Origin of the sequence: Nocardioides sp. NPDC057577, from assembly GCF_042801335.1 — a bacterium.
Classification (GTDB): domain Bacteria; phylum Actinomycetota; class Actinomycetes; order Propionibacteriales; family Nocardioidaceae; genus Nocardioides.
Genome location: NZ_JBHVGB010000096.1, coordinates 1 through 21,354, shown reverse-complemented (window position 1 = coordinate 21,354; position 21,354 = coordinate 1). Strand labels below are relative to the sequence as shown.

The following is a 21,354-nucleotide window of genomic DNA, read 5'->3' as shown; positions in this document are numbered from 1 at the left end:
CAGCGGATGTCGGCGAGGGTGCGCGCCTTGTCCAGGAGCGCGCCGGTGGCGACGAGGCCCACGACCGCCCTGATGTCGGGTGCCAGGAACCGGTCCGGACCCGGCGGCGGGACCAGCTCGCGGACCTGCGCGACCAGCGCGGCGCCGACGGCGCCGGGACGCTCGGGCGCGCGCATGTCGATCGCGCGGGCGGCGGTGAGGATCTCGATGGCGATGACCTGCCGAGCCCCGGAGATCGCGCGGCGCAGCTTGCGGGCGGCGTTCCAGCCCATCGAGACGTGGTCCTCCTGCATCGCGGAGGTGGGGATGGAGTCGACGCTCGCCGGGACGGCGAGCCGCTTGAGGTCGGAGACGATCCCGGCCTGCGTGTACTGCGCGATCATGTGCCCGGAGTCGACCCCAGGGTCGTGGGCGAGGAACGGCGGCAGCCCGTGGTTGCGCGACTTGTCGAGGAAGCGGTCGGTGCGGCGCTCCGAGATGGAGGCGAGGTCCGCGGTGGCGATGGCCAGGAAGTCGAGTACGTAGCCGACCGGTGCGCCGTGGAAGTTGCCGTTGGACTCGACCCGGCCGTCGAGGGTGACCACCGGGTTGTCGACCGCGCTGGCGAGCTCGACCTCGGCCACCCGCGCCGCGTGGGCCATGGTGTCGCGCACCGCGCCGTGGACCTGGGGCGCGCAGCGCAGCGAGTAGGCGTCCTGCACCCGGGTGAACCCGGTGCCGCGGTGGTCGGCGACGATGCCGCTGCCCGTGAGGACGGCGCGGATGTTGGCGGCCGAGGTCGCCTGGCCGGGGTGCGGACGCAGCTCCTGCAGATCGGAGGCGAACACGCTGTCGGTGCCCTGGAGCCCCTCGATGCTGAGCGCTCCGGCGATATCGGCGGTGGCCACCAGGTCGTCGAGGTCGGCCAGCGCCAGGATCAGCATCGCCAGCATCCCGTCGGTGCCGTTGATCAGCGCCAGCCCCTCCTTCTCGCGCAGCCGCACCGGGTCGATCCCGGCGGCCGCCAGCGCGTCGGCCGCGGGAACGAGGTCGCCGTCGGCGTCGCGTACCTCGCCCTCACCCATCGCCGCGAGCGCGCAGTGGGCCAGCGGGGCCAGGTCGCCGGAGCAGCCGAGCGAGCCGTACTCACCGATCACCGGGGTGATCTGGGCGTTCAGGAGCGCTGCGTACGTCTGGGCGACCTCGGGGCGCACGCCCGTCCGCCCCGTGGCGAGGGTCGAGAGGCGCAGCAGCATGAGGCCGCGTACGACCTCCTTCTCGATCTCCGCGCCCGAGGAGGCCGCGTGCGAACGGACCAGAGAGGCCTGCAGCTGCGCGCGGTGCTCGGGCGGGATCGAGGTGTTGGCCAGAGCGCCGAAACCGGTCGAGATGCCGTAGTGGGGACGGGTGTCATGAGCCAGGGACTCGATGAGCTCGCGGCTCGTGGCCATCGCGGTCAGCGACTCGTCGGTCAGGGTGATGGGGGTGTTGTGACGGGCGACGGCGACCACCTGATCGAAGGTGAGCGCGCCGACCCCGACGGGAACCGTGGTGTTGGTCATGACCAGAGTGGATCACATCACATTCACGCGGGTGCGCACAGGCCGTTGTCGGCGGCGTCCTTCTCCTGGTCCTCGGGGCTCACGGAGTCGGCCGGCACCTCTTCCGGTGAGGCGCTGACCTCGGGATCTCCCGGTGTGGCGGGGGCCGTCGGCGAAGGGGCGGCCGAGGCCGTGGCCTCGTGCAGCGGACGGTCGTCGAGCATCCGCTGCCACAGCTCGTCGGCCTCCGGCAGGATCTCGAGACGGCCCCAGTTGGGGTCGCCGGTGGGGTAGGCCCGGTTGGGCACGGTCTCGAACTCGATGCTCGAGGGATCGAGGTCGCGCATCTCGGCGGCCAGATCGACCAGGCCGGCCACGGAGCCGATGTCCGTGGTGATCGACTTGGACAGCTCGGTGGCGAACGTGGCCAGGCGCTGCGGGCGGGTCAGTGTGCCTGCGGAGAGGACCTTGGTGGCCAGGGCGGTGAGGAAGTACTGCTGACGCCGCATCCGGCCGAGGTCGGCGTTGGGGGTGGAGGAGCGGTTGCGTACGTAGTCGAGGGCTTGCTTGCCGCGCAGGTTGTGGGTGCCGGCAGGCAGGAAGATGTTGTGCTCCTCGTCGTCGATCGCCTCCGGGATGCAGATCGTGACGCCGCCGACGGCGTCGACCATGCCGCGGAAGCCGGCGAAGTCGAGCGCGAGGTAGTGGTCGATCGGGATCCCGGTGAGCAGCTCGGTCTGGCGAGCGGTGCAGATCGGGCCGCCCAGGGAGTACGCCTCGTTCCACATCACGCCGCTCGCCTCGGGGATCGTGGTGCCGTCCGCGGCGGTGCACTCCGGCCGGTCGACGAGCGCGTCGCGGGGGATCGAGACCCCGTAGGCCGAGGTCCGGTCGGCGGAGACGTGCAGCAGGATCGTGCTGTCGGACCCACCGGAGCCACCCTCTCCGTCGATCGAGCACCCGTCGCAGTCACGTGCGTCGGTACCGAGGATCAAGATGTTGAGCGGCTGCTTGGGACCCTCGTCCTCGTCCTGCGGCTCGTCGAGGAGGTGGTTGATGTCGCCCCCGGAGCCGAGGTTGCGGTTGAGGTGGTCGTAGAACGCCCACGTGCCGATCCCGGTGCCGACCGCCAGGAACAGCATCGTGACCACGACGGTGAGCACGACCGTACGTGTCCCCGACCTCGTCTCGGTCCCCATCACCCTCCCTCACCGTCCGCCTGAGCAGACCGTCTGCGTGTGCAGCCCACACAGGTTGTACGCGCCAGTGAGCCGAGAGGTTGCTGCTTCAGGTAACGGCATTGTGAAACCATGAGGAAGGCACTGTCCGAAAACCGCGCGTAATTTCGTTCCGAACGCGGCAACATGGTGGACATGGATGGGACGACGAGCGTGAACGGACTCGACTTCGAATCGTGCTACCGCGCTGTTCGTTCGCGCGACCGGCGCTTCGACGGCATCTTCTACACGGCGGTCGCCTCGACCGGGATCTACTGCCGGCCCTCGTGCCCGGCGCGGACCCCGGCGCTGGTGAACGTCTCCTTCCACCGGACCGCCGCGGCTGCTCAGGCCGCCGGCTACCGGGCCTGCAAGCGCTGCCGTCCCGACGCCACCCCGGGCAGCCCGGAGTGGGACGTGGCCGCGACCCTGGCCGGGCGCGCGATGCGGCTGATCGCCGACGGCGTCGTCGACAGGGAAGGCGTCGAGGGGCTCGCGCGTCGGGTCGGCTACTCGCCACGCCACCTCACCCGGCTGCTGACCACCGAGCTCGGCGCCGGTCCCCTGGCGCTGGCCAGGGCGCGCCGCGCGCAGACCGCCCGGACGCTGGTGGAGACCACCGAGCTCGGCTTCGCGGACATCGCCTTCGCGGCCGGCTTCTCGAGCGTACGTCAGTTCAACGACACCGTCCGCGAGGTCTATGCGGCCTCGCCGACCGAGCTCCGCGGCCGCCGCGGCTCGCGGCGCCGAGCCGACGGGACGATCGCGCTGCGACTCGCCGTCCGTACGCCGTTCGCCGGCCGAGCGCTGCATGTGTTCCTGCGCGACCACCTGGTGCCAGGGGTCGAGGTCGCCGGGGTCGACGACGGGCGGCGATGGTTCGCCCGCACCCTCGACCTGCCCAACGGGCCGGGCACGCTGCGTCTCGAGCTCGCCGACATCCCTGAGGGCGAGACCGGCTTCGTCCACGCGACCTTCAAGCTCGCCGACCTGCGCGACACCACCGCAGCCGTCGAGCGCGCCCGCCGGCTGCTCGACGCCGACTGCGACCCGCGCGCGGTCGGCGACGTCTTCGTCGGGGACGAGGTGATCGGCCCGCTGGCCCTGGCGCTGCCGGGGCTCCGGGTGCCGGGCACCGTCGACGGGGGCGAGCTGGCGCTGCGTACGATCGTGGGGCAGCAGGTCTCGGTCGCCGGGGCGCGCACCGTGCTGGCGGGGATCGTCGCCGAGCACGGCCGACCGATCGCGACCGACATCGACGGACTCACCCATCTGTTCCCGTCCGCGGACGCCCTCGCCGCCGCCGACCCGGCCGGCATGCCGATGCCGCGCTCGCGTGGGCGTGCGGTCACCGGTCTGGCGGCGGCGCTCGCCTCCGGCGAGCTCCAGCTGGACCGTGGCACCGACCGTGACGTCGTGCACGAGCAGCTGCTCGGCCTGCCGGGCGTCGGTCCCTGGACCGCCGACTACGTCGCGCTGCGCGCGCTCGGCCATCCCGATGTCTTCCTGCCGACCGATGTCGGCATCAGACGAGCGCTGGAAGTGCTCGGTGCGCCCGCGGCGGACGTCGCCGGGTGGCGGCCGTGGCGCTCGTACGCCCTGCTCTACCTGTGGACTTCACTGACTGCCTTGGAGGAACTCTGATGTGGACCATCATCGACTCGCCCGTCGGCGAGCTCCGGCTGGTCGCGCACGACGGCGCGATCACCGCGATCGACTTCATGCCGGCCGACTACGCCAACGGCCGGGTGCTCGGGGAGCGGTCCGACTCGGAACCGCTGCTGCTGGAGTGTGCCCGGCAGCTCGCCGAGTACTTCGCCGGTGACCGGACCACCTTCGATCTCCCGCTGGCGCCCTCCGGCACCGCCTTCCAGGCGCGGGTCTGGGAGCAGCTGCAGCAGATCGAGTACGGCACGACCTGCTCCTACGGCCAGATCGCCGGCCGCCTCTCGCTGACCGGCCATGGCGCGCGCGCCGTCGGGCTCGCCAACGGCAAGAACCCGATCCCGATCGTCATCCCCTGTCACCGTGTCGTCGGTGCGGACGGCTCCCTGACCGGCTACGCCGGTGGCCTGGACCGCAAGACGACGCTGCTGGGCCTGGAGAGCGGTGCGCTCTTCTGATGCCGAGACCGCAGATGTGGCGTACGTCGGTGGCGGCCGTGGCGCTGGCGGCCGCCCTCGCCGGGTGCGGGGAGGGCGTCGCGGAACCTGCGGGGCCGGGTTCGCCTGCGGAGCCTGTGGAGCCCGCGACCGGTGAGAGCCGGAGCATGGGCCAGGGCATGGGGGAGCACGAGCTGCTGGTCAACGGCCAGGTGAGATGCGACCAGGACGTGTCGAGCGACGAGGCGAAGGACACGATCGAACGTGTCGGCGGGCTCCAGCAGCCGACCTGGTCGGTGCGGTTCGCCGAGAGCACCGCGGCCGGGGTCGTCGTGCTGGTGGCCGGCGACCTCGAGGATGCCCGGCCCCGGCTCTTCGAGGACTACCAGGTGGCGGTGATCGTCGGGTTGTCCGAGGATCAGACGCGGGCCGAGGACTTCAGGGCCGTGCGTGAGGCGGTTCGGGAGATCTGCGACTGAATGCTCACCGAGGTACCTCGGCCGGGTGACGCTTCCCTCGTGGAGTTCCGCGAAGGAAGTGCGCGCTCACCGAGTTACCTCGGTGAGCATCCGGCGCGCCGCTACTCGGCAGCCGCCCGCCGCAGCGACTCCGAGAGTCGGTCGGCGGCGGCGAGGACGGCGGGAGCGTGCATCTTGCCGGGCTGGCGGGTGAGGCGCTCGAGGGGGCCGGAGACGGAGACGGCGGCGATGACCTTGCCGCCGGGGGAGCGGACGGGGGCCGACACCGAGGCGACACCGGCCTCGCGCTCGCCGATCGACTGCGCCCAGCCGCGGCGGCGGATGCCGGAGAGGGCGGCGGCGGAGAAGGCGGCGTTCTGCAGGCCACGGTGGAGGCGCTCGGGGTCCTCCCATGCGATCAGTATTTGGGCAGCCGACCCGGCGCGCATCGTCAGCTGCGAGCCGACGGGGATGGTGTCGCGGAGGCCGGAGGGGCGCTCGGCGGCGGCGACGCAGACACGGAAGTCGCCCTGGCGACGCCACAGCTGCGCCGACTCACCGGTGATGTCGCGCAGACGCGCCAGGACGGGCCCGGCGGTGGCCAGCAGCCGGTCCTCGCCGGCAGCGGCGGAGAGCTCGGCCAGGCGCGGACCGAGGACGAAACGGCCCTGCATGTCGCGGGCGACCAGACGGTGGTGCTCGAGCGCGACCGCCAGACGGTGCGCGGTCGGACGGGCGAGACCCGTCCCGGCCACCAGGCCAGCCAGGGTCGCCGGGCCGGATTCGAGAGCTGTGAGCACAAGGGCGGCCTTGTCGAGCACGCCCACACCGCTGGAACTGTCCATATCGCAAGACTAACTTCTCAGAACCTGAGATGCAACGTTAGGCTCGGAGAAGCAGAATGGAAGTGGCGGATCTGACATTGCGACCTCAGCGCGCATAACCCGCCACCGGCCACTACAGACCAAAGATGCCAGATGGAGAAGTGTCATGGGCAGGACCTTGTCGGAGAAGGTGTGGGACGAGCATGTCGTCCGGTCGACCGCGGGAGAGCCCGATCTCCTCTACATCGACCTTCACCTCATCCACGAGGTGACGAGTCCGCAGGCCTTCGAGGGCCTGCGCCTCTCCAACCGTAGGGTGCGCCGCCCCGACCTCACCATCGCCACCGAGGACCACAACGTCCCGACCCTCGACTGGGACAAGCCGATCGCTGACCCGGTCAGCCGCACCCAGGTCGAGACGCTGCGCAAGAACGCCGAGGAGTTCGGCGTACGTCTTCACCCGCTCGGCGACGCCGAGCAGGGGATCGTGCACGTCGTCGGCCCGCAGCTGGGGCTCACCCAGCCGGGCATGACCATCGTCTGCGGTGACTCGCACACCTCCACGCACGGCGCGTTCGGCGCGATCGCGTTCGGCATCGGCACCTCCGAGGTCGAGCACGTGCTGGCGACCCAGACGCTGATGCAGGACAAGCCCAAGACCATGGCTGTCACCGTCAACGGCACCCTGCCTGAGGGCGTCAGCGCCAAGGACCTGATCCTCACCCTGATCTCCAAGACCGGCACCGGCGGTGGCCAGGGCTACATCGTCGAGTATCGCGGCGAGGCCATCCGGGAGCTCTCCATGGAGGCCCGGATGACGATCTGCAACATGTCGATCGAGTGGGGCGCCAAGGCGGGCATGATCGCCCCCGACGAGACCACCTTCGCCTACATCAAGGACAAGCCCGAGGCCCCCAAGGGCGCCGACTGGGACCAGGCCGTCGCGCACTGGACGTCCCTGGTCACCGACGAGGACGCGGTCTTCGACAAGGAGATCGTCCTCGACGCCGCCGAGGTCACCCCGTTCGTCACCTGGGGCACCAACCCGGGCCAGGGGGTCCCGCTGGGCGCCGCCGTCCCGAGCCCCGACGACTTCGAGGACGCCGACGCCAAGATCGCGGCGGAGAAGGCCCTGACCTACATGGGTCTCGAGGCCGGCACCCCGATGCGCGAGGTGCACATCGACACCGTCTTCCTCGGCTCCTGCACCAACGGACGCATGGAGGACCTGCGTACGGCCGCCGACATCATCCAGGGCCACCACGTCGCCGAGGGCACCCGCTTCCTGGTCGTCCCCGGCTCGGCCAAGGTGCGTCTCCAGGCCGAGGAGGAGGGCCTGCACAAGATCTTCCTCGACGCCGGCGCCGAGTGGCGCGGCGCGGGCTGCTCGATGTGCCTGGGCATGAACCCCGACACCCTCGCCCCCGGCGAGCGCTCGGCCTCCACCTCCAACCGCAACTTCGAGGGTCGCCAGGGCAAGGGCGGTCGCACCCACCTGGTCTCGCCGGAGGTGGCCGCCGCCACCGCCGTACGCGGCACCCTCTCCTCGCCCGCCGACCTGACTCTCGTGGAGGCCTGATCTCAATGGACAAGTTCACGACCCACACCGGCGCCGGCGTACCCCTGCGCCGCAGCAACGTCGACACCGACCAGATCATCCCCGCGGTCTACCTCAAGCGGGTCACCCGCACCGGCTTCGAGGACGGCCTCTTCGCGGCCTGGCGCAACGACCCGACCTTCGTGCTCAACAACGAGGCGTACGCCGGGGCCTCCGTGCTCGTGGCCGGCCCCGACTTCGGGACGGGGAGCTCGCGTGAGCACGCCGTCTGGGCGCTGATGGACTACGGCTTCCGCGTCGTCATCTCGAGCCGCTTCGGCGACATCTTCCGCGGCAACTCCGGCAAGGCCGGCCTGCTCGCCGCGAAGGTCGACGAGAAGGTCGTCCAGAAGCTGTGGGACTACCTCGACGACAACCCCGGTGCCCAGATCACGGTGGACCTCGAGTCGCGCACCGTCCGGGCCGGCGAGGGCGTCGACGCCATCGAGGACTCCTTCGACATCGACGACTACACCCGCTGGCGCCTCCTCGAGGGCCTCGACGACATCGGCATCACGCTCTCCCACGATGACGACATCGCCGCGTACGAGAGCACCCGGCCTTCCTTCAAGCCGGTCACCCTGCACGCCTGAGCACACCCGAGGCGTCAGGTACGTCGGCCGAGACGTCAGGTAGGTCGGCCGAGACGTCACTTGTGGGCGACGAGAGTTCACTCTCGGCGCCCACAAGTGCGTTTTCGGCCGACGCTGGTGACGCCTCGGCGGGTCAGGGGAGGCGGATCTGGCGGCCGTCGGCGGCTCGGGAGGAGCCGGTGACGCGGTCGCAGGAGCCGGTGTCGACCCAGCAGCGCAGGTACCAGGAGTCGGTGGTGGTGGCGGTGTAGAGGACGACGCTGCGGTCGGACTCGAAGCCGGCGACGTGGACCTTCTCGACGGAGTCGGGTACGCGCAGGTCGATGTGCTCGGAGGTGCTCATGTTGACCGCGATGCCGCGCTCGGCGCCGTAGCTGATCATCCCGGGATCGCTGGGGTTGCGGGCGATGGCGACGATCGAGCCGTCGGGGGAGTCGGCGACCGATCCGGGCAGCGGTGCGTGGACGCCGGGCTGGGTGAGGCTGCCGTCGGCCTCGATGGCGGCGAAGCGGGCCTCCCACTCGCCGGGGTTGTGGAGGAGTACGCCGCGGCGGAGGGGGATCAGCTGCTGGTAGCCGAGCGGCAGCGAGATCCGTTGGGTGGCCTCGCCCGGATCCCAGGCGGTCACCGGCGGCCGGGAGACGGTGAGCTCGCCGTAGTTGCCGGGCGCCGCAGGCGGGGCAGGCACGATGCCGGTGCGGAAGTAGGCGCGGGTGCGGTCGGTGCCCAGCACCGCGGTGGCGGCAGGAGCGCCCTCGAGCGTGAGCCGGTCGGTCTCCTCGCCCGTCGTGGTGTCCACGGCGACGAGCGCGGAGGTGGCGTCGCCGGTCTGCTGGAGCGCGAAGAGCTGGTTGCCGTCCTTGCTCAGGACCGGCTGGGTCCACAGGCCGGGGACCTGGATGGTCGACCCGCGCCGAGCGATCCACACCGGGCCGGGCTTGTCTGCGCGCTCGTACATCAGCACCGTCCACGCGGCCACGCTCATCCGGGAGCCGAAGACCTTCTGCGGCTTCGCGCCGAGCTGGAGCCGGCCGGCCTGGTCGACGAAGGGCAGGGTCGTCGCGGGGCCGACGGGCAGGTCCGCGTACGTCGCCGGGATCGCCGGCTCGCTGTTGCGGACCGTCGGGGCGGGCGGAGCGGGCGTAGGTACGTTGGCGCCGGTGCGCCCCTCGGCGAGCCGGGTCGTGTGGACGGCCAGCCAGGCCACGGAGGCGATCAGGGCGAGGACGATGCAGGCCGAGAACACGATCCCGGCGCGGCTGCGTCTCACCGTGGTCTGCGGCTCCTCGAGCGCCACGGCGGGCTGCTCCTCGTCGATGTGCACGTCGGTGATGGTCGTACCTTCCTCGTCCTGGCACCCGTTGGCTGCGATGTCGAAGCAATGCTGCGGACGTTCCCCGAGTCTCTCCACGGTAACCACGTCGAGGCGCCGGAATCAGGAGAGATCAGGTGAACAGTCCGTTTTCACATGCCGTTGGTATGTTCGGAAGTCCCGGAGATGGCCTAAGGTCGATCGCGTGGTGAGAAAACGAGTAGCTGATGCAGGCAAACAGGCCGGAAGACTAGTCGGCACGGTGCGGGAGACGGCCGGGAAGCTGGTCGCTGACGTGGTGTCCGGCAAGCTCAAGGTCCCCGCCGTTCCGAAGGTCAAGGTTCCGCGGCCAGGGCGCAAGGCGCCGGCCAAGGCCGCCGAGCCGGTCGTGGAGCGGCCCGTCAAGCCGGCCCCCGAGCCGGTCGTGAAGCCCGAGCCGACCGGCGACACGGTCGAGGCGACTCCGGTCGAGACGACGCCGGACGAGAAGCCCGTGCCGGCGAAGAAGACCGCCGCCAAGAAGACCACGGCCAACAAGAGCACCGCGACGAAGACGACCGCGGCGAAGAAGGCTCCGGCGGCGAAGAAGACCACTGCGGCGAAGAAGACCACGGTCAAGAAGACGACGGCGAAGAAGGCTCCGGCGAAGAAGGCTCCGGCGGCGACGAAGCCCGCCGCAGGCGCGGCCACCCCGGAGACCGCCGCCGCGGCCATCCCGGCGACGACCGCCGCGAAGAAGACGACCGCGAAGAAGACCGCTGCCAAGAAGACGACCGCGAAGAAGACCGCGGCGAAGAAGACGACGGCCAAGAAGGCTCCGGCGGTGAAGAAGGCTCCCGCGAGCGGGACAGCGACGAGCCCGGCCACGCCGTCCGAGACGCCGTCCGCCGACTCCTAGCCGGGACTCCCGACGCGCACCGACGCGAGAGTCGTACGCGGCCCGAGCCCCAGGCTGCGTACGGTCTCGAGGTCCTCGAGAGTGTCGACGTCGTGGCGCAGCGAGTGGAGGTCGCCCTCCAGCGGATGGGCGCCGCCGTCGCGATGGGCGGCGGCGGACCCGGGCCCGAACGAGGGCCGGAACCGATCGTGGGACGCGGTGTAGAGCGTGGTGCCCCCGCCGGCCGCGTCCTCGACGTACGCAGCCCCGATACCGTCCGCGGCGCTCAGCGCCGCGTCGAGGTCGGCGGAGCGGAGAGCGGGCAGGTCCCCGCACAGGGCGGCGGGGCGGAGCCCCGGCCAGCGTCGCCGGGCTTCGAGCGCTCCTTGCACGAGGGTCTCGTTGAGATCCCCGCTGACCCCGTCGGGGATGACGGCAGCGCCGAGACGGGCGACGTCGGCGGCGAAGTAGGAGTCGTCGGTGATCACCAGCACCGCGCTGACGCCGGAGGCGGCCAGACACGCCTCGGCGGTGTCGAGGGCGAACGAGCGGGCGAGATCGGCCCGTTCGTGCGACTCGATTCCGACCAGCCGGGACTTGCCGCGCGCCGGGGGCTTGACGGGCAGCAGTACGACGTAACCGGGTGCAGGTACAGGCATCGAGGTAGATCCTGACAGGTATCTCACAACCACGCGGAGACGGCCCGGTAGCCTGCCCTGCGTGGGAAAGTACCGGAAGTTCCAGGAGGGCAAGCTCGGCTGGCCGTGGATCGTGGCTGTTGGCATCGTGAAGCCTGTCCTTCTCGCCACCACCAAGCACCAGTGGGTCGGCGGCGAGAAGATCCCGGAGAGCGGGGGAGCGGTGTTCGCGCTCAACCACGTCTCCGAGATCGACCCGTTCACCGCCGCGCACATCGTGTGGGACTACGGACGTAGGCCGAGCTATCTGGCCAAGGCCGCGTTGTTCAAGGGTCCGCTGGGCAAGTTCCTGCGGGCCGCCCGACAGATCCCCGTGGACAGGACGGCCGGCGCGTCTGCGTTCGACGCGGCCGTGAAGGCCGTCAACGAGGGCAGCATCGTGGTCGTCTACGTCGAGGGGTCCATCACCAAGGACCCGACCGGCTGGCCGATGCGCGGCAAGTCCGGTGCGGCGCGGATCGCGCTCGCGACCGGTGCCCCGGTCTACCCGGTCGGACAGTGGGGAGCCCAGGAGCTGCTCCCGGCGTACTCTCTCAGGCCGCACCTGATCGGTCGCAAGATGATCCAGATGAAGATCGGCGACCCGGTGGAGCTGAAGGATCTCGAGGTCCAGGAACACACGCCGAAGGTCGTCAACGAGGCGACCGACCGGATCATGAAGGCGATCGTCGGCCTGGTGGCCGACATCCGGGAGGAGGAGCCGCCCAGCGAGCTCTTCGACCCGAAAAAGGCCGGCGTGAATGCGACCGGCGACCCCCGCAAGACGAAGAAGAAGGACGACAATTGAGCGAGCGCCAGGGTGGCAAGGTAGCGGTTTTCGGAGCGGGCTCGTGGGGCACCGCGTTCTCGGTCATCCTCGCCGACGCGGGTAACGACGTGACCATGTGGGCGCGACGTGAGGAGGTCGCCGCGGCGATCAACGACACCCATGAGAACCCCGACTACCACCCGGGCACCGAGCTGCCGCGCAACATCAGCGCCACCCACGACATCGAGAAGGCCGCACACGGCGCCGATCTGGTCGTCCTCGCGGCGCCGTCGCAGACGCTGCGCGCCAACCTCACCGACTGGGCGCCGTTCCTGCCCCAGGACGTACCGCTGGTCTCGCTGATGAAGGGTGTCGAGCTCGGCACCCTCGAGCGGATGAGCGAGGTGATCGCCCACGTCACGGGTGCGGGATCGGAGCGGATCGCGGTTGTCAGCGGACCCAACCTGTCCAAGGAGATCATCCGTCGCGAGCCCGCCGCCGGTGTGGTGGCATGCGCCGACGAGGAGGTCGCCAAGACGATCCAGGCGCGCGTGCACTCGCCCGCGTTCCGTCCCTACACCTCGACCGACGTGGTCGGCTGCGAGATCGGCGGGGCCTACAAGAACGTGGTCGCGATCTCCACCGGCATGGCCGCCGGGATGGGGTTCGGCGACAACACCCAGGCGTCACTGATCACCCGTGGCCTGGCCGAGACCGCGCGGCTGGCGATGCGGCTCGGCGCCAACCCGATGACCCTCATGGGTCTGGCGGGCCTCGGTGACCTGGCCGCGACCTGCTCCTCGCCGCTCTCCCGCAACCGTACGTTCGGGGAGAAGCTCGGCAAGGGCATGACCACCGCCGACATCCTCGCCTCCAGCCACCAGGTCGCCGAGGGCGCCAAGTCGTCACACTCGCTGCGCGAGCTGGCCGCGAAGGTCGGTGTCGACGTGCCGCTGGCGCAGTACGTCGACGACGTCGTCTCCGGCGCCAAGACCGTCAGCGAGATCATGGACGAGATGCTCGAGCGGCCGACGAAGGCGGAGACCGAGTAGACCCTCCGCTGGTCGGGGCCACTTCGTTCAGACCCGCGAGCGTAGCGAGCGGTGTCGAGACCAACACAGTCGCGTACGAGCTGTGTTGGTCTCGACACGCCTTCGCCTAGCGGCTCCGGCGGCTCGACCGACGGTCTTCTAGGCGGTGCCGAGGTCCTTCCAGGGGCCCCACTCCTCGGTGCCGGGGGTGTTGCCCTGGGTCCACCACTTGGCCTCCCAGAGGTGACCGCCGTAGGTGGCGCGGTCACCGGCGACGTACACCGTCGTCGCCGACCACGCGGCGGCCCCGGTCGGCGGGTCCGTCGGGGGATCGGTGGGCGGGTCCGTGGGCTCCTCGGTCGGCGGGTCGGTCGGGTCCGGTTCCTCGACCGGGCCGCCGGTGCCGTTGCGCATGGCGTCGGCGAAGGTGCCGATCAGCTCGCCCTGGCGGTCACCGGACAGCTCCCACCACATGCCTCCGCCGAGGCCCTTGGAGATGGCGTAGGAAGCCTTCTGGGCGATCGTCCGAGTGTTGTCGTAGCTCCACCACTGGTTGCCGTCGTAGCGCCACGCGGCGCCGACCGCGGCGTCGTAGTGGTCGGTGCCGCGGGACTTGAGCTTGTCGTAGTCCTCGTTGCCCGCCTCGTACGTCCCTGGTGCCGCGGCGGTCGCCGGACCCCACGCGTCGGCCGAGCTGGCCCCCTGCCAACCGCGGCCGTACGCCGCCATGCCCAGGCCGAGCTGGGCCGGTGAGACGCCGGCGTCGAGGTACTCGCTGACCGACTCGTCCACGCTGAACCGCTTGCCGTCGGGGCGGGGGTCGGCGGGATCGGGGTAGAGGTTGCCCTGGTGTCCGGTCAGCGTCGGGTCCCAGGCACCCCACAGGTCATAGCCCTGGATGTTGCCGAAGTCGAGGGAGTCGAAGATCGCCGGGTCGTTCCAGCCGCCGGCCTCGATGTCTTGCGGGTTGGCCGGGAGGAACGCCGAGAGCTGATAGTCCTTGCCAGTGGTCGAGCCGACGGCGTCCAGCTGGGAGCGGAACTCGGCCAGGAGCGCCTTGAAGTTGGCGCGGTCGTTGACCGGGTCGACATGGTTGCCGGTGTTGCCGTTGGGCGAGCCCGGCCACTCCCAGTCGATGTCGAAGCCGTCGAAGACGCCGGCGGCCGCTCCGGTGCCACCGCGGCCGTCGATGACCGGCAGGTTGCCCTTGATGTAGAGGTCGATGCAGGAGGAGACGAACTTGCGTCGCGACTCCGGGGTTGCCGCAGCGAGGGAGAAGTTCTTGGACCAGGTCCAGCCGCCCAGCGAGAGCAGGACCTTCAGGTCGGGGTGCTTCGCCTTGAGCTGCTTGAGCTGGTTGAAGGAGCCGGCCAGGGGCTGGTCCCAGGTGTCGGCGGTGCCGGAGACGGAGGCGTCGGCTGCGTACGACATCCCGTAGTCGGCGTAGGCGTCACCGGCGCCGTCGGAGCCGTTGGGTCCCTCGCCCTGGGCCTTGTTGGCCTCGAAGCAGGTCAGCGTCTGGTGGTGGATGTTGCCGAAGGCGTAGTTGAGATGGGTGAGGTCGTTCGCGACCCCGGACGTCTCCAGCTGCTTGAGCTTGAACGCACGGCCGTAGACGCCCCACTGCACGAAGTAGCCGACGTTGCGGTAGCCGTTGATCGCGGTCGGCTCCGCGGCGGCCGTCTTCAGCGATGCGCTGGACGGAGTGCTGGTGAGGGCGAGTGTGCCGGTGAGGGCGAGCGCTCCGGCGAGTGCGCCGATGAGCGCGCCGAGGATCCGGCGTGATCTTCGAGGGGGCAAGGCGACATGCATGGTGACACCTCCGAGGTGATGGCTGGCTCGGGCACCAGGCGCCCGAATCGCCATTCGATGGTGGCAGTCAGTTTGTTTGTAAGCAACCCTTACTAATTAAGGAATTTCAGAACGTAATTCGAGGTCGGCGGCGAAGTAGTACGTTCGACGAGCCGTCAATCTCTGGGAGATCGCCATGCTCGGACGCCGCTCTGCAGTTGTCGCCACACTGACCGGAGGCGCGCTCGCGCTGGCCACCCTGGTCCCGTACGCCGGGGCGGCCGCCGCCCCGGAAGACAGGCTGGCGCCGCCACCGAAGGTGCCCACCGCGGTCGGGTACGGCGGCGCGGTGGCGAGCGTCGACGCCGACGCGAGCCGGGTCGGGCTCGAGGTGCTGCGCAAAGGTGGCAACGCGGCCGACGCCGCGGTCGCGGCGGCCGCGGTGCTCGGTGTCACCGAGCCCTACTCGGCCGGGATCGGCGGGGGCGGCTTCTTCGTGCACTACTCCGCGCGCACCGGCAAGGTCGAGACGATCGACGGACGGGAGACGTCGCCGGCCGCGATGCCGCACGACGCGTTCATCGACCCCGAGACCGGGAAGGAGTACCCGTTCTTCCCGGACATGGTCACCAGCGGTGCCTCGGTCGGCGTGCCCGGCACCCCGCTGACCTGGGACAAGGCGCTTCGAAAGTGGGGTACGCGCTCGCTCGCCGATTCGCTCCGGCCGGCCGCCAAGCTGGCCCGTCTGGGCTTCGTCGTCGACGAGACCTTCCGCCAGCAGACCGTCGACAACGCGGAACGTTTCGCAGCGATCGATTCCACCGCGGAACTATTTCTTCCCGGAGGATCGGCGCCCGAGGTCGGGAGCCGGTTCCGCAACCCCGACCTCGCCGCCACCTACGATCTGCTCGGCCGCAAGGGCGTGAAGGCCTTCTACCGCGGCCCGCTGGCCGCGCAGATCGCCAAGACGGTCGCCGAGCCGCCGAAGACCGACGACACCGACCTGCCGGTTCCGGCCGGCTGGGTGACCACCGAGGACCTCGCCGCCTACACCGCCCCCGACCGCGAGCCGACCCGCTCGACCTACCAGGACCTGGAGGTCTACGGGATGGCGCCGCCGTCCTCGGGAGGCACCACGGTGGGCGAGGCGCTCAACATCCTGGAGCGCTACGAGCTGGCCGGGATGAGCAACACCGAGGCCTACCACCACCTGCTCGAGGCGAGCGCGATCGCCTTCGCCGACAGGGGCGCCTACCTCGGCGACCCCGACCACGTCGACGTACCCGTCGAGGCACTCCTCGACGACACCTTCGCCGCCGAGCGGGCCTGCGGGATCGACCCGGCGGCGGCCCGGCCCAAGCCGGTGGCGGCCGGGGACGCGTACGACTTCGACGGGGTCTGCGACGGCGCGGCAGGCGCGGGGGAGACCACGAGGGACACCGAGAACCTCGAGACCACCAACCTCACCGTGGTCGACCGTTGGGGCAACGTCGTCGAATACACCCTGACCATCGAGCAGACCGGAGGATCGGGGATCACCGTGCCCGGCCGCGGCTTCATCCTCAACAACGAGCTGACCGACTTCTCGACGACCTACCGGGCCGATGATCCCAACCGGATCGAGCCCAACAAGCGCCCGCGCAGCTCGATGTCACCCACGATCGTCCTCTCCGACGGCCGGCCCGTGCTGGCGGTCGGGTCGCCGGGCGGCTCGACGATCATCACCACGGTGCTCCAGATCCTCATCGAGCGGTACGCGCGCGACCGGACCCTGCCCGAGGCGATGGCGGCGCCGCGGGTCTCGCAGCGCAACGCGGCGAGCACGGGTGCCGAGCCGGCGTTCATCGAGGCCTACGGAGGTCCGCTGACGTCGCTGGGGCACAGCTTCGCCCCGACCGCCGAGCTCGGCGCGGCCACCGCGGTCGAGATCGGCCCCGACGGCCTGCTGACCTCGACCGCCGAGCCGTGGAGGCGCGGTGGCGGGTCCGCGCTGGTGGTGAGCCCGGTCAGCCCGGAGAACTAGCTCTCGAGCCGGTCCAGCGCCTGGGCGAGGTCGTCCCAGAGGTCGTCGACGTCCTCGATCCCGACCGACATCCGCACGAGCCCCTCGGGCACCGTCGCCGACTCGGTCTTCCAGCGCCGACGGCGCTCGAAGGTGGACTCGACGCCGCCGAGGGAGGTCGCATGGACCCACAGCGAGGTGGAGTGGGTCAGGAGGTCGGCCTGTTCCGCGGTGGGAAGGACGGCCGCCAGCATGCCGCCGAACCCGGGGTAGCGGACCTCCGCGACCGCCGGGTGCGCGGCCAGGCGCTCGGCGAGGGCCGCGGCGTTGGTCGCGGAGCGCTCGACGCGCAGGTGCAGCGTACGAAGGCCGCGAAGCGCCAGCCATGCCTCGAACGGTCCGGGGATCGCGCCGAGCAGGTCGCGACGGGCCTTGAGCACGTCCCACAGCGTGTCGTCGGAGACGACGACCGCGCCCATGACGACGTCGGAGTGGCCGGCGATGAACTTGGTGGCCGAGTGGATGACGATGTCCGCGCCGAGCGCGAGCGGCTGCTGGAGCAGGGGAGTGGCGAAGGTGTTGTCGACCACGACCCGTGCCCCGGCCTTGTGGGCTGCGGCGATGACGGCCGGCAGGTCGGCGAGCTGCATCCCGGGGTTGGTCGGCGTCTCGACCCAGACCAGCGCTACCTCGCCGTCGAGCTTCTCGAGCAGCTTCACGACCGCGGCGGTGTCGGAGAAGTCCGCGAGGCGTGCGGTCAGCCGGCCGCGCCCCTCGAGGTCGGCCAGCTGACCGATGGTCCCCAGATAGCTCTGCTCGGTGGCCACGACCACGGAGTCGTTGACCAGATCGAGCAGCGTCGCGATCGCCGCGAGCCCGGACGCGAACGACAGCGCCCGCCCGCCCTCCAGCTTCCCGAGCGCCCCCTCGAACGCCACCCACGCGTCGTTGGTGTAGCGCCCGTACTCCTTGTCGCCGCCCGCCACATAGGTCGAGGCCATGGTGATCGGTACGTTGAGCGGCTGATCGGGCTCGTGGGCCGGCCGCCCGGCGTGGACGGCGATCGTGGCGGGCTTGTGATCCATGTGTTCGACCCTATTGCGCCCCCGACAACTGAGCCTCACGCGCCGCGCGGTTACGGGTCAGAGCGTGGTCCCGGATAAGGTTGCGGCCGTGTTGACGACCCTGCTGGATGGACGTGCCTTCGGTGAGAAGCACGGCAAGGATGCTGCCACCGTCGTGGCCCTGCACGGCTGGGCGCGCAACCGGAGCGACTGGGGCTCGACGCTCGAGGGCCTGGACGCGCTCGCGCTCGACCAGCCCGGGTTCGGCGCCACGCCGGCGCCTGACGAGGTCTGGGGATCCGAGAACTACGCCGCATGGCTGGCCCAGATCCTCGAGGGTCTCGACCGACCGGTGCTCGTCGGCCACAGCTTCGGCGGCCGGGTGGCAGTCCAGCTCGCCGCGACGCGCCCGGAGCTCGTCCGGGGCGTGATCCTCACCGGCGTACCGCTGTTCCGTCCGAAGACCGGCGGCAAGCCCAAGCTCGCCTACCGGGTCGGTCGCTGGCTCCACTCCAAGGGGCTGATCCCCGAGGCCAGGATGGAGGCGCTGCGGGAGAAGTACGGGTCGACCGACTACCGCAACGCCAAGGGCATCATCCGCGACATCTTCGTGAAGGTCGTCAACGAGTCCTACGGCGACCAGCTGGCGGCCATCCCGAAGGACCTTCCGGTCCGCCTGATCTGGGGTGAGAACGACACCGCCGCACCGGTCTGGATGCCCGGTGAGGCCATGGAGATCCTGGGCGACAACGCGACCCTGGAGATCGTGTCCGGCTCGGCGCACCTGCTCGATGCCGGGCTGGTCAAGAGCCTCCGAGGCGCCATCGACGAACTTCGTACGAACTGAATCTGAGGGGCTGAAGAAGAAGCATGTGGATCGTCCTGGTCACCTCCGCGCTGACCCTGGTCTCCTACTACCGCTGGCTGCGGGTCGCTCAGCGTGAGCACTACGAGCCGACGCGGCTGTTCGCGATCGAGTGGATCTGGATCAAGGCCCGTCCGGTCGAGGCGATCCTGCTCGGCGCGGTCGTCGTGGTCTGTCTGGCCTCGTTCGTGCTGCCCTACGGGGCGCTCGTGGGCGCGCTGCTGTTCATCGGCTGGCCGGTCGGGATGAGCTTCAGCGGCGCCAAGCGGCTGGTGTGGACCGACCGCGTCAAGCGCCTGGCCGGCGTGCTCTTCGTGCTGCACGCGATCGTCACCGTCGTGATCGCGCTGGTCGTCCCGGCCGCCGCCGGCCTCCTCCCGATCCTCGCGGTCCCGCTGGCCGAGGCGGCGCTGGCGATCATGTGGCCGATCGAGAAGTCGATGGCGAAGAAGTGGCAGGTCCAGGCCGCCGCCACGATCAAGAAGGTCAACCCGAGGATCGTCGCGATCACCGGCTCCTACGGCAAGACCTCGACGAAGAACTACGCCACCCACCTCATGCAGGGCCGCTGGTCGACGCTGGCCTCGCCGGCGAGCTTCAACAACGCGATGGGCCTCTCCCGCGCGGTCAACGACCGCCTCCAGGCCGGCACCGACATCTTCGTGGCCGAGATGGGCACCTACGGCCCCGGCGAGATCGCCGAGCTGACCGAGATCTTCCCGCCCGAGGTCGCCGCCATCACCACGATCGGCGAGGCTCACCTGGAGCGGATGAAGTCGCGCGAGACGATCGTGAAGGCCAAGTCGGAGATCCTTCCGAAGGCCTCGATCGTGGTGCTCAACATCGACGTACCCGAGCTCGCCCTCATCGCCGAGAACCTCCGCGCCAGCAAGCGCGTCATCGCCTGCTCCGCGATCCCCGGCACCGCCGCCGAGGTCGTGGTCGCCGACGGCCAGCTGACCATCAACAACCAGACGTACGCAGTGAGCCTGCCCGACGAGGTCGGCCACCCGATCAACGTCGCGATCGCCGTCGGCCTCGCCCTCGCCGTCGAGGTCCCGATCGAGACGATCACCCAGCGGCTGGCGTCGATCCCCGGCACGCCCCACCGCGCCGAGGCCAACAAGACCCCCGGCGGCGTGTGGGTCGTCGACGACACCTTCAACTCCAACCCGACCGGCGCCGCCGCCGCGCTCGCCAAGGCCAAGCGGCTGGCAGGGGAGTCGGGCACGGTGTGGACCATCACGCCCGGTATGGTCGAGCTGGGCACCGAGCAGGCCGCGCGCAACATCGAGTTCGCGCAGGCTGCCACGGCCTCCGACAAGATGCGGCTGTGCATCGTCGGTCGCACCAACAGAAAAGCGCTGCGTGCGGGGGACGCGTCGCGAACCACCACCTTCGAGAGCCGCAAGGCGGCAGCGGATCACGCGCTGACCGCGGCCAAGGAGGGCGACGTGGTGCTGTACGAGAACGACCTCCCCGATCACTACGCGTAGGACCCCAGGAGCTTTCACCATGAGCGTAACCAAGGCCACCATCGTCTTCGGCGGTCCCAGCGCCGAGCACGACATCAGCATCCTCACCGGCCTCCAGGCAGAGCGGGTCCTCTCCGGTGCCGGCGTCGAGGTGACGTGCCTCTACTGGGCGCGCTCCGACAAGTGGTTCCTGGTGCCCGCCAAGCAGGAGGCGCGCGACTTCCTCGGCGGCGAGCCGAAGGGCTCCAAGGCCGTCGAGTTCCGCCTCGGTGCCGAGAAGGGCGACGGGTTCTACACCACCGGTGGCTTCGGTGGCGGCAAGCGCCTGGAGACCGGCCCGATCCTCTCCGCCTTCCACGGCGGCGCGGGCGAGGCCGGCGGCATCCAGTGGCTCTTCGAGCTGGCCGGCCTCAAGGCCACCGGCGCGACCCCGGCCTCCGCCGCGCTCGGCATGGACAAGCTCGCCTTCGGCGCAGTCATGCTCAACGCCGGCCTGCCGTCGCTGCAGCGCGAGCTGCTCTCGCGCTACGCCGCCCCGTCCTTTGAGGGCCCCTACATCGTCAAGCCGCGCTTCGGTGGCTCCTCGATCGGCATCGAGGTCGTCGACGACTACGAGACCGGCCTCGCGCTCCTCAACACCTCGCCGCACCTGCGTGCCGGCGCGGTCGTCGAGCCGTACCGTCCTGACCTCTTCGACCTCAACGCCTCGGTTCGCACCGCGCCCGAGATCGCCGTGAGCGACGTCGAGCGCCCGCTGCGCTCGGACGAGGCGAAGATGTACGACTACTCCGCCAAGTACGTCCACACCGACGGCCTCTCCTCGTCCCCGCGCGAGTTCCCGGCCCAGGTCGAGGAGTCGATCACCAAGCAGATCAAGGACCTCGCCGTACGCGTCGTGGAGCTCACCGGCCTGACCGGCATCCTCCGCATCGACTTCCTCTCCGACGGCAAGGGCGAGGTCTTCATCAACGAGGTCAACTCCATCCCCGGCGCCCTCTCGCTCTACCTGTGGCCCGACACCCCGGCCTCCGAGGTGCTCACCAGCGCCATCGCCGAGGCCGAGAAGCACGTCCCCCAGGTCACCCGGAACTTCGAGGAGGGCGTCGCCCTCAAGGCCGCCGGCGGCATCGCCGGCAAGCTCACCGGCCTCAGCTGAGGCCGAGTCGGCTCATCCTGACGT

19 protein-coding genes are annotated in these 21,354 nt (G+C 70.4%); 12 read left to right on the top strand and 7 right to left on the bottom strand.

Translation table 11 applies throughout. From position 1 onward, the window contains the following. A partial coding sequence (hutH, locus tag ACFU7D_RS18350; RefSeq protein ID WP_378869664.1) for a histidine ammonia-lyase occupies nt 1–1,547 on the bottom strand: 1,547 nt, incomplete at its 3' end. 17 nt (nt 1,548–1,564) lie between these two features. Then, nucleotides 1,565–2,719, bottom strand: a complete 1,155-nt coding sequence (locus ACFU7D_RS18345) for an LCP family protein (protein WP_378869661.1) — start codon at nt 2,717–2,719, stop codon at nt 1,565–1,567. A gap of 174 nt (nt 2,720–2,893) precedes the next feature. On the opposite strand from ACFU7D_RS18345, the gene ACFU7D_RS18340 reads away from it, so the two are divergent. The 3 genes from ACFU7D_RS18340 to ACFU7D_RS18330 are packed head-to-tail and all read left to right on the top strand — an operon-like array spanning nt 2,894 to nt 5,318. Continuing rightward, nucleotides 2,894–4,381 carry a DNA-3-methyladenine glycosylase 2 family protein gene (locus ACFU7D_RS18340; RefSeq protein WP_378869659.1) on the top strand — a complete coding sequence of 496 codons (1,488 nt, stop codon included), beginning with the start codon at nt 2,894–2,896 and terminating at the stop codon, nt 4,379–4,381. Next, entirely contained in the window at nt 4,381–4,860 is a 480-nt protein-coding gene (locus ACFU7D_RS18335; RefSeq protein ID WP_378869657.1) for a methylated-DNA--[protein]-cysteine S-methyltransferase, read from the top strand. The genes ACFU7D_RS18340 and ACFU7D_RS18335 overlap by 1 nt, the downstream gene beginning before the upstream one ends. Then, nucleotides 4,860–5,318, top strand: coding sequence for a hypothetical protein (locus ACFU7D_RS18330; RefSeq protein WP_378869654.1), 459 nt, complete (start codon nt 4,860–4,862; stop codon nt 5,316–5,318). The genes ACFU7D_RS18335 and ACFU7D_RS18330 overlap by 1 nt, the downstream gene beginning before the upstream one ends. 101 nt (nt 5,319–5,419) lie before the next feature. Here ACFU7D_RS18330 and ACFU7D_RS18325 read toward each other — a convergent pair whose 3' ends face one another. Continuing rightward, complete coding sequence (locus ACFU7D_RS18325) at nt 5,420–6,142, bottom strand: IclR family transcriptional regulator (protein WP_008358359.1); 723 nt, start codon at nt 6,140–6,142, stop codon at nt 5,420–5,422. Between the two features lie 145 nt (nt 6,143–6,287). Between ACFU7D_RS18325 and leuC the strand changes: the two genes are divergently transcribed. Then, nucleotides 6,288–7,700: a 3-isopropylmalate dehydratase large subunit gene (gene leuC / locus ACFU7D_RS18320; protein WP_378869651.1), complete on the top strand. Its 1,413-nt coding sequence runs from the start codon at nt 6,288–6,290 to the stop codon at nt 7,698–7,700. A gap of 5 nt (nt 7,701–7,705) precedes the next feature. Further along, entirely contained in the window at nt 7,706–8,311 is a 606-nt protein-coding gene (leuD, locus tag ACFU7D_RS18315; protein ID WP_378732009.1) for a 3-isopropylmalate dehydratase small subunit, read from the top strand. A gap of 133 nt (nt 8,312–8,444) precedes the next feature. On the opposite strand, the gene ACFU7D_RS18310 is transcribed toward leuD, so the two are convergent. After that, nucleotides 8,445–9,722, bottom strand: coding sequence for a hypothetical protein (locus ACFU7D_RS18310; protein WP_378869648.1), 1,278 nt, complete (start codon nt 9,720–9,722; stop codon nt 8,445–8,447). A gap of 163 nt (nt 9,723–9,885) precedes the next feature. On the opposite strand from ACFU7D_RS18310, the gene ACFU7D_RS18305 reads away from it, so the two are divergent. Continuing rightward, the gene (locus ACFU7D_RS18305; RefSeq protein ID WP_378869646.1) at nt 9,886–10,521 is read left to right on the top strand and encodes a hypothetical protein; all 636 of its coding nucleotides are present in this window, start codon (nt 9,886–9,888) and stop codon (nt 10,519–10,521) included. Here the strand turns inward: ACFU7D_RS18305 and cofC are convergent. Then, nucleotides 10,518–11,159: a 2-phospho-L-lactate guanylyltransferase gene (gene cofC / locus ACFU7D_RS18300; RefSeq protein ID WP_378869643.1), complete on the bottom strand. Its 642-nt coding sequence runs from the start codon at nt 11,157–11,159 to the stop codon at nt 10,518–10,520. The two genes, ACFU7D_RS18305 and cofC, sit on opposite strands and share 4 nt — an antisense overlap. Nucleotides 11,160–11,220: 61 nt before the next feature. Here cofC and ACFU7D_RS18295 point away from each other — a divergent pair, with 61 nt between their 5' ends. Both ACFU7D_RS18295 and ACFU7D_RS18290 read left to right on the top strand, forming a co-directional pair. Further along, a complete protein-coding gene (locus tag ACFU7D_RS18295; protein WP_378732017.1) occupies nt 11,221–11,985 on the top strand; it encodes a lysophospholipid acyltransferase family protein in 765 nt (254 codons plus the stop codon). Continuing rightward, nucleotides 11,982–12,998, top strand: coding sequence for an NAD(P)H-dependent glycerol-3-phosphate dehydrogenase (locus tag ACFU7D_RS18290; RefSeq protein WP_378869640.1), 1,017 nt, complete (start codon nt 11,982–11,984; stop codon nt 12,996–12,998). Before ACFU7D_RS18295 ends, ACFU7D_RS18290 begins: the two co-directional genes overlap by 4 nt. Before the next feature lie 138 nt (nt 12,999–13,136). Here ACFU7D_RS18290 and ACFU7D_RS18285 read toward each other — a convergent pair whose 3' ends face one another. Beyond that, nucleotides 13,137–14,789, bottom strand: a complete 1,653-nt coding sequence (locus ACFU7D_RS18285) for a glycosyl hydrolase family 18 protein (protein WP_378869638.1) — start codon at nt 14,787–14,789, stop codon at nt 13,137–13,139. Nucleotides 14,790–14,964: 175 nt separating this feature from the next. On the opposite strand from ACFU7D_RS18285, the gene ggt reads away from it, so the two are divergent. Next, complete coding sequence (gene ggt, locus ACFU7D_RS18280; protein WP_378869635.1) at nt 14,965–16,791, top strand: gamma-glutamyltransferase; 1,827 nt, start codon at nt 14,965–14,967, stop codon at nt 16,789–16,791. On the opposite strand, the gene ACFU7D_RS18275 is transcribed toward ggt, so the two are convergent. Then, on the bottom strand, nt 16,788–17,855 hold the full coding sequence (locus ACFU7D_RS18275) for a trans-sulfuration enzyme family protein (protein ID WP_378869632.1): 1,068 nt from the start codon (nt 17,853–17,855) through the stop codon (nt 16,788–16,790). The genes ggt and ACFU7D_RS18275 overlap by 4 nt on opposite strands. An 88-nt stretch (nt 17,856–17,943) precedes the next feature. Here ACFU7D_RS18275 and ACFU7D_RS18270 point away from each other — a divergent pair, with 88 nt between their 5' ends. Genes ACFU7D_RS18270 through ACFU7D_RS18260 form a run of 3 tightly spaced genes read left to right on the top strand, consistent with a single transcriptional unit; the run spans nt 17,944 to nt 21,330 of the window. Next, nucleotides 17,944–18,681, top strand: a complete 738-nt coding sequence (locus tag ACFU7D_RS18270) for an alpha/beta fold hydrolase (RefSeq protein WP_378732027.1) — start codon at nt 17,944–17,946, stop codon at nt 18,679–18,681. A gap of 23 nt (nt 18,682–18,704) precedes the next feature. Further along, entirely contained in the window at nt 18,705–20,195 is a 1,491-nt protein-coding gene (locus tag ACFU7D_RS18265; RefSeq protein ID WP_378869630.1) for a Mur ligase family protein, read from the top strand. Nucleotides 20,196–20,214: 19 nt separating this feature from the next. Further along, complete coding sequence (locus tag ACFU7D_RS18260; protein WP_378732031.1) at nt 20,215–21,330, top strand: hypothetical protein; 1,116 nt, start codon at nt 20,215–20,217, stop codon at nt 21,328–21,330. Nucleotides 21,331–21,354 lie beyond the last annotated feature (24 nt).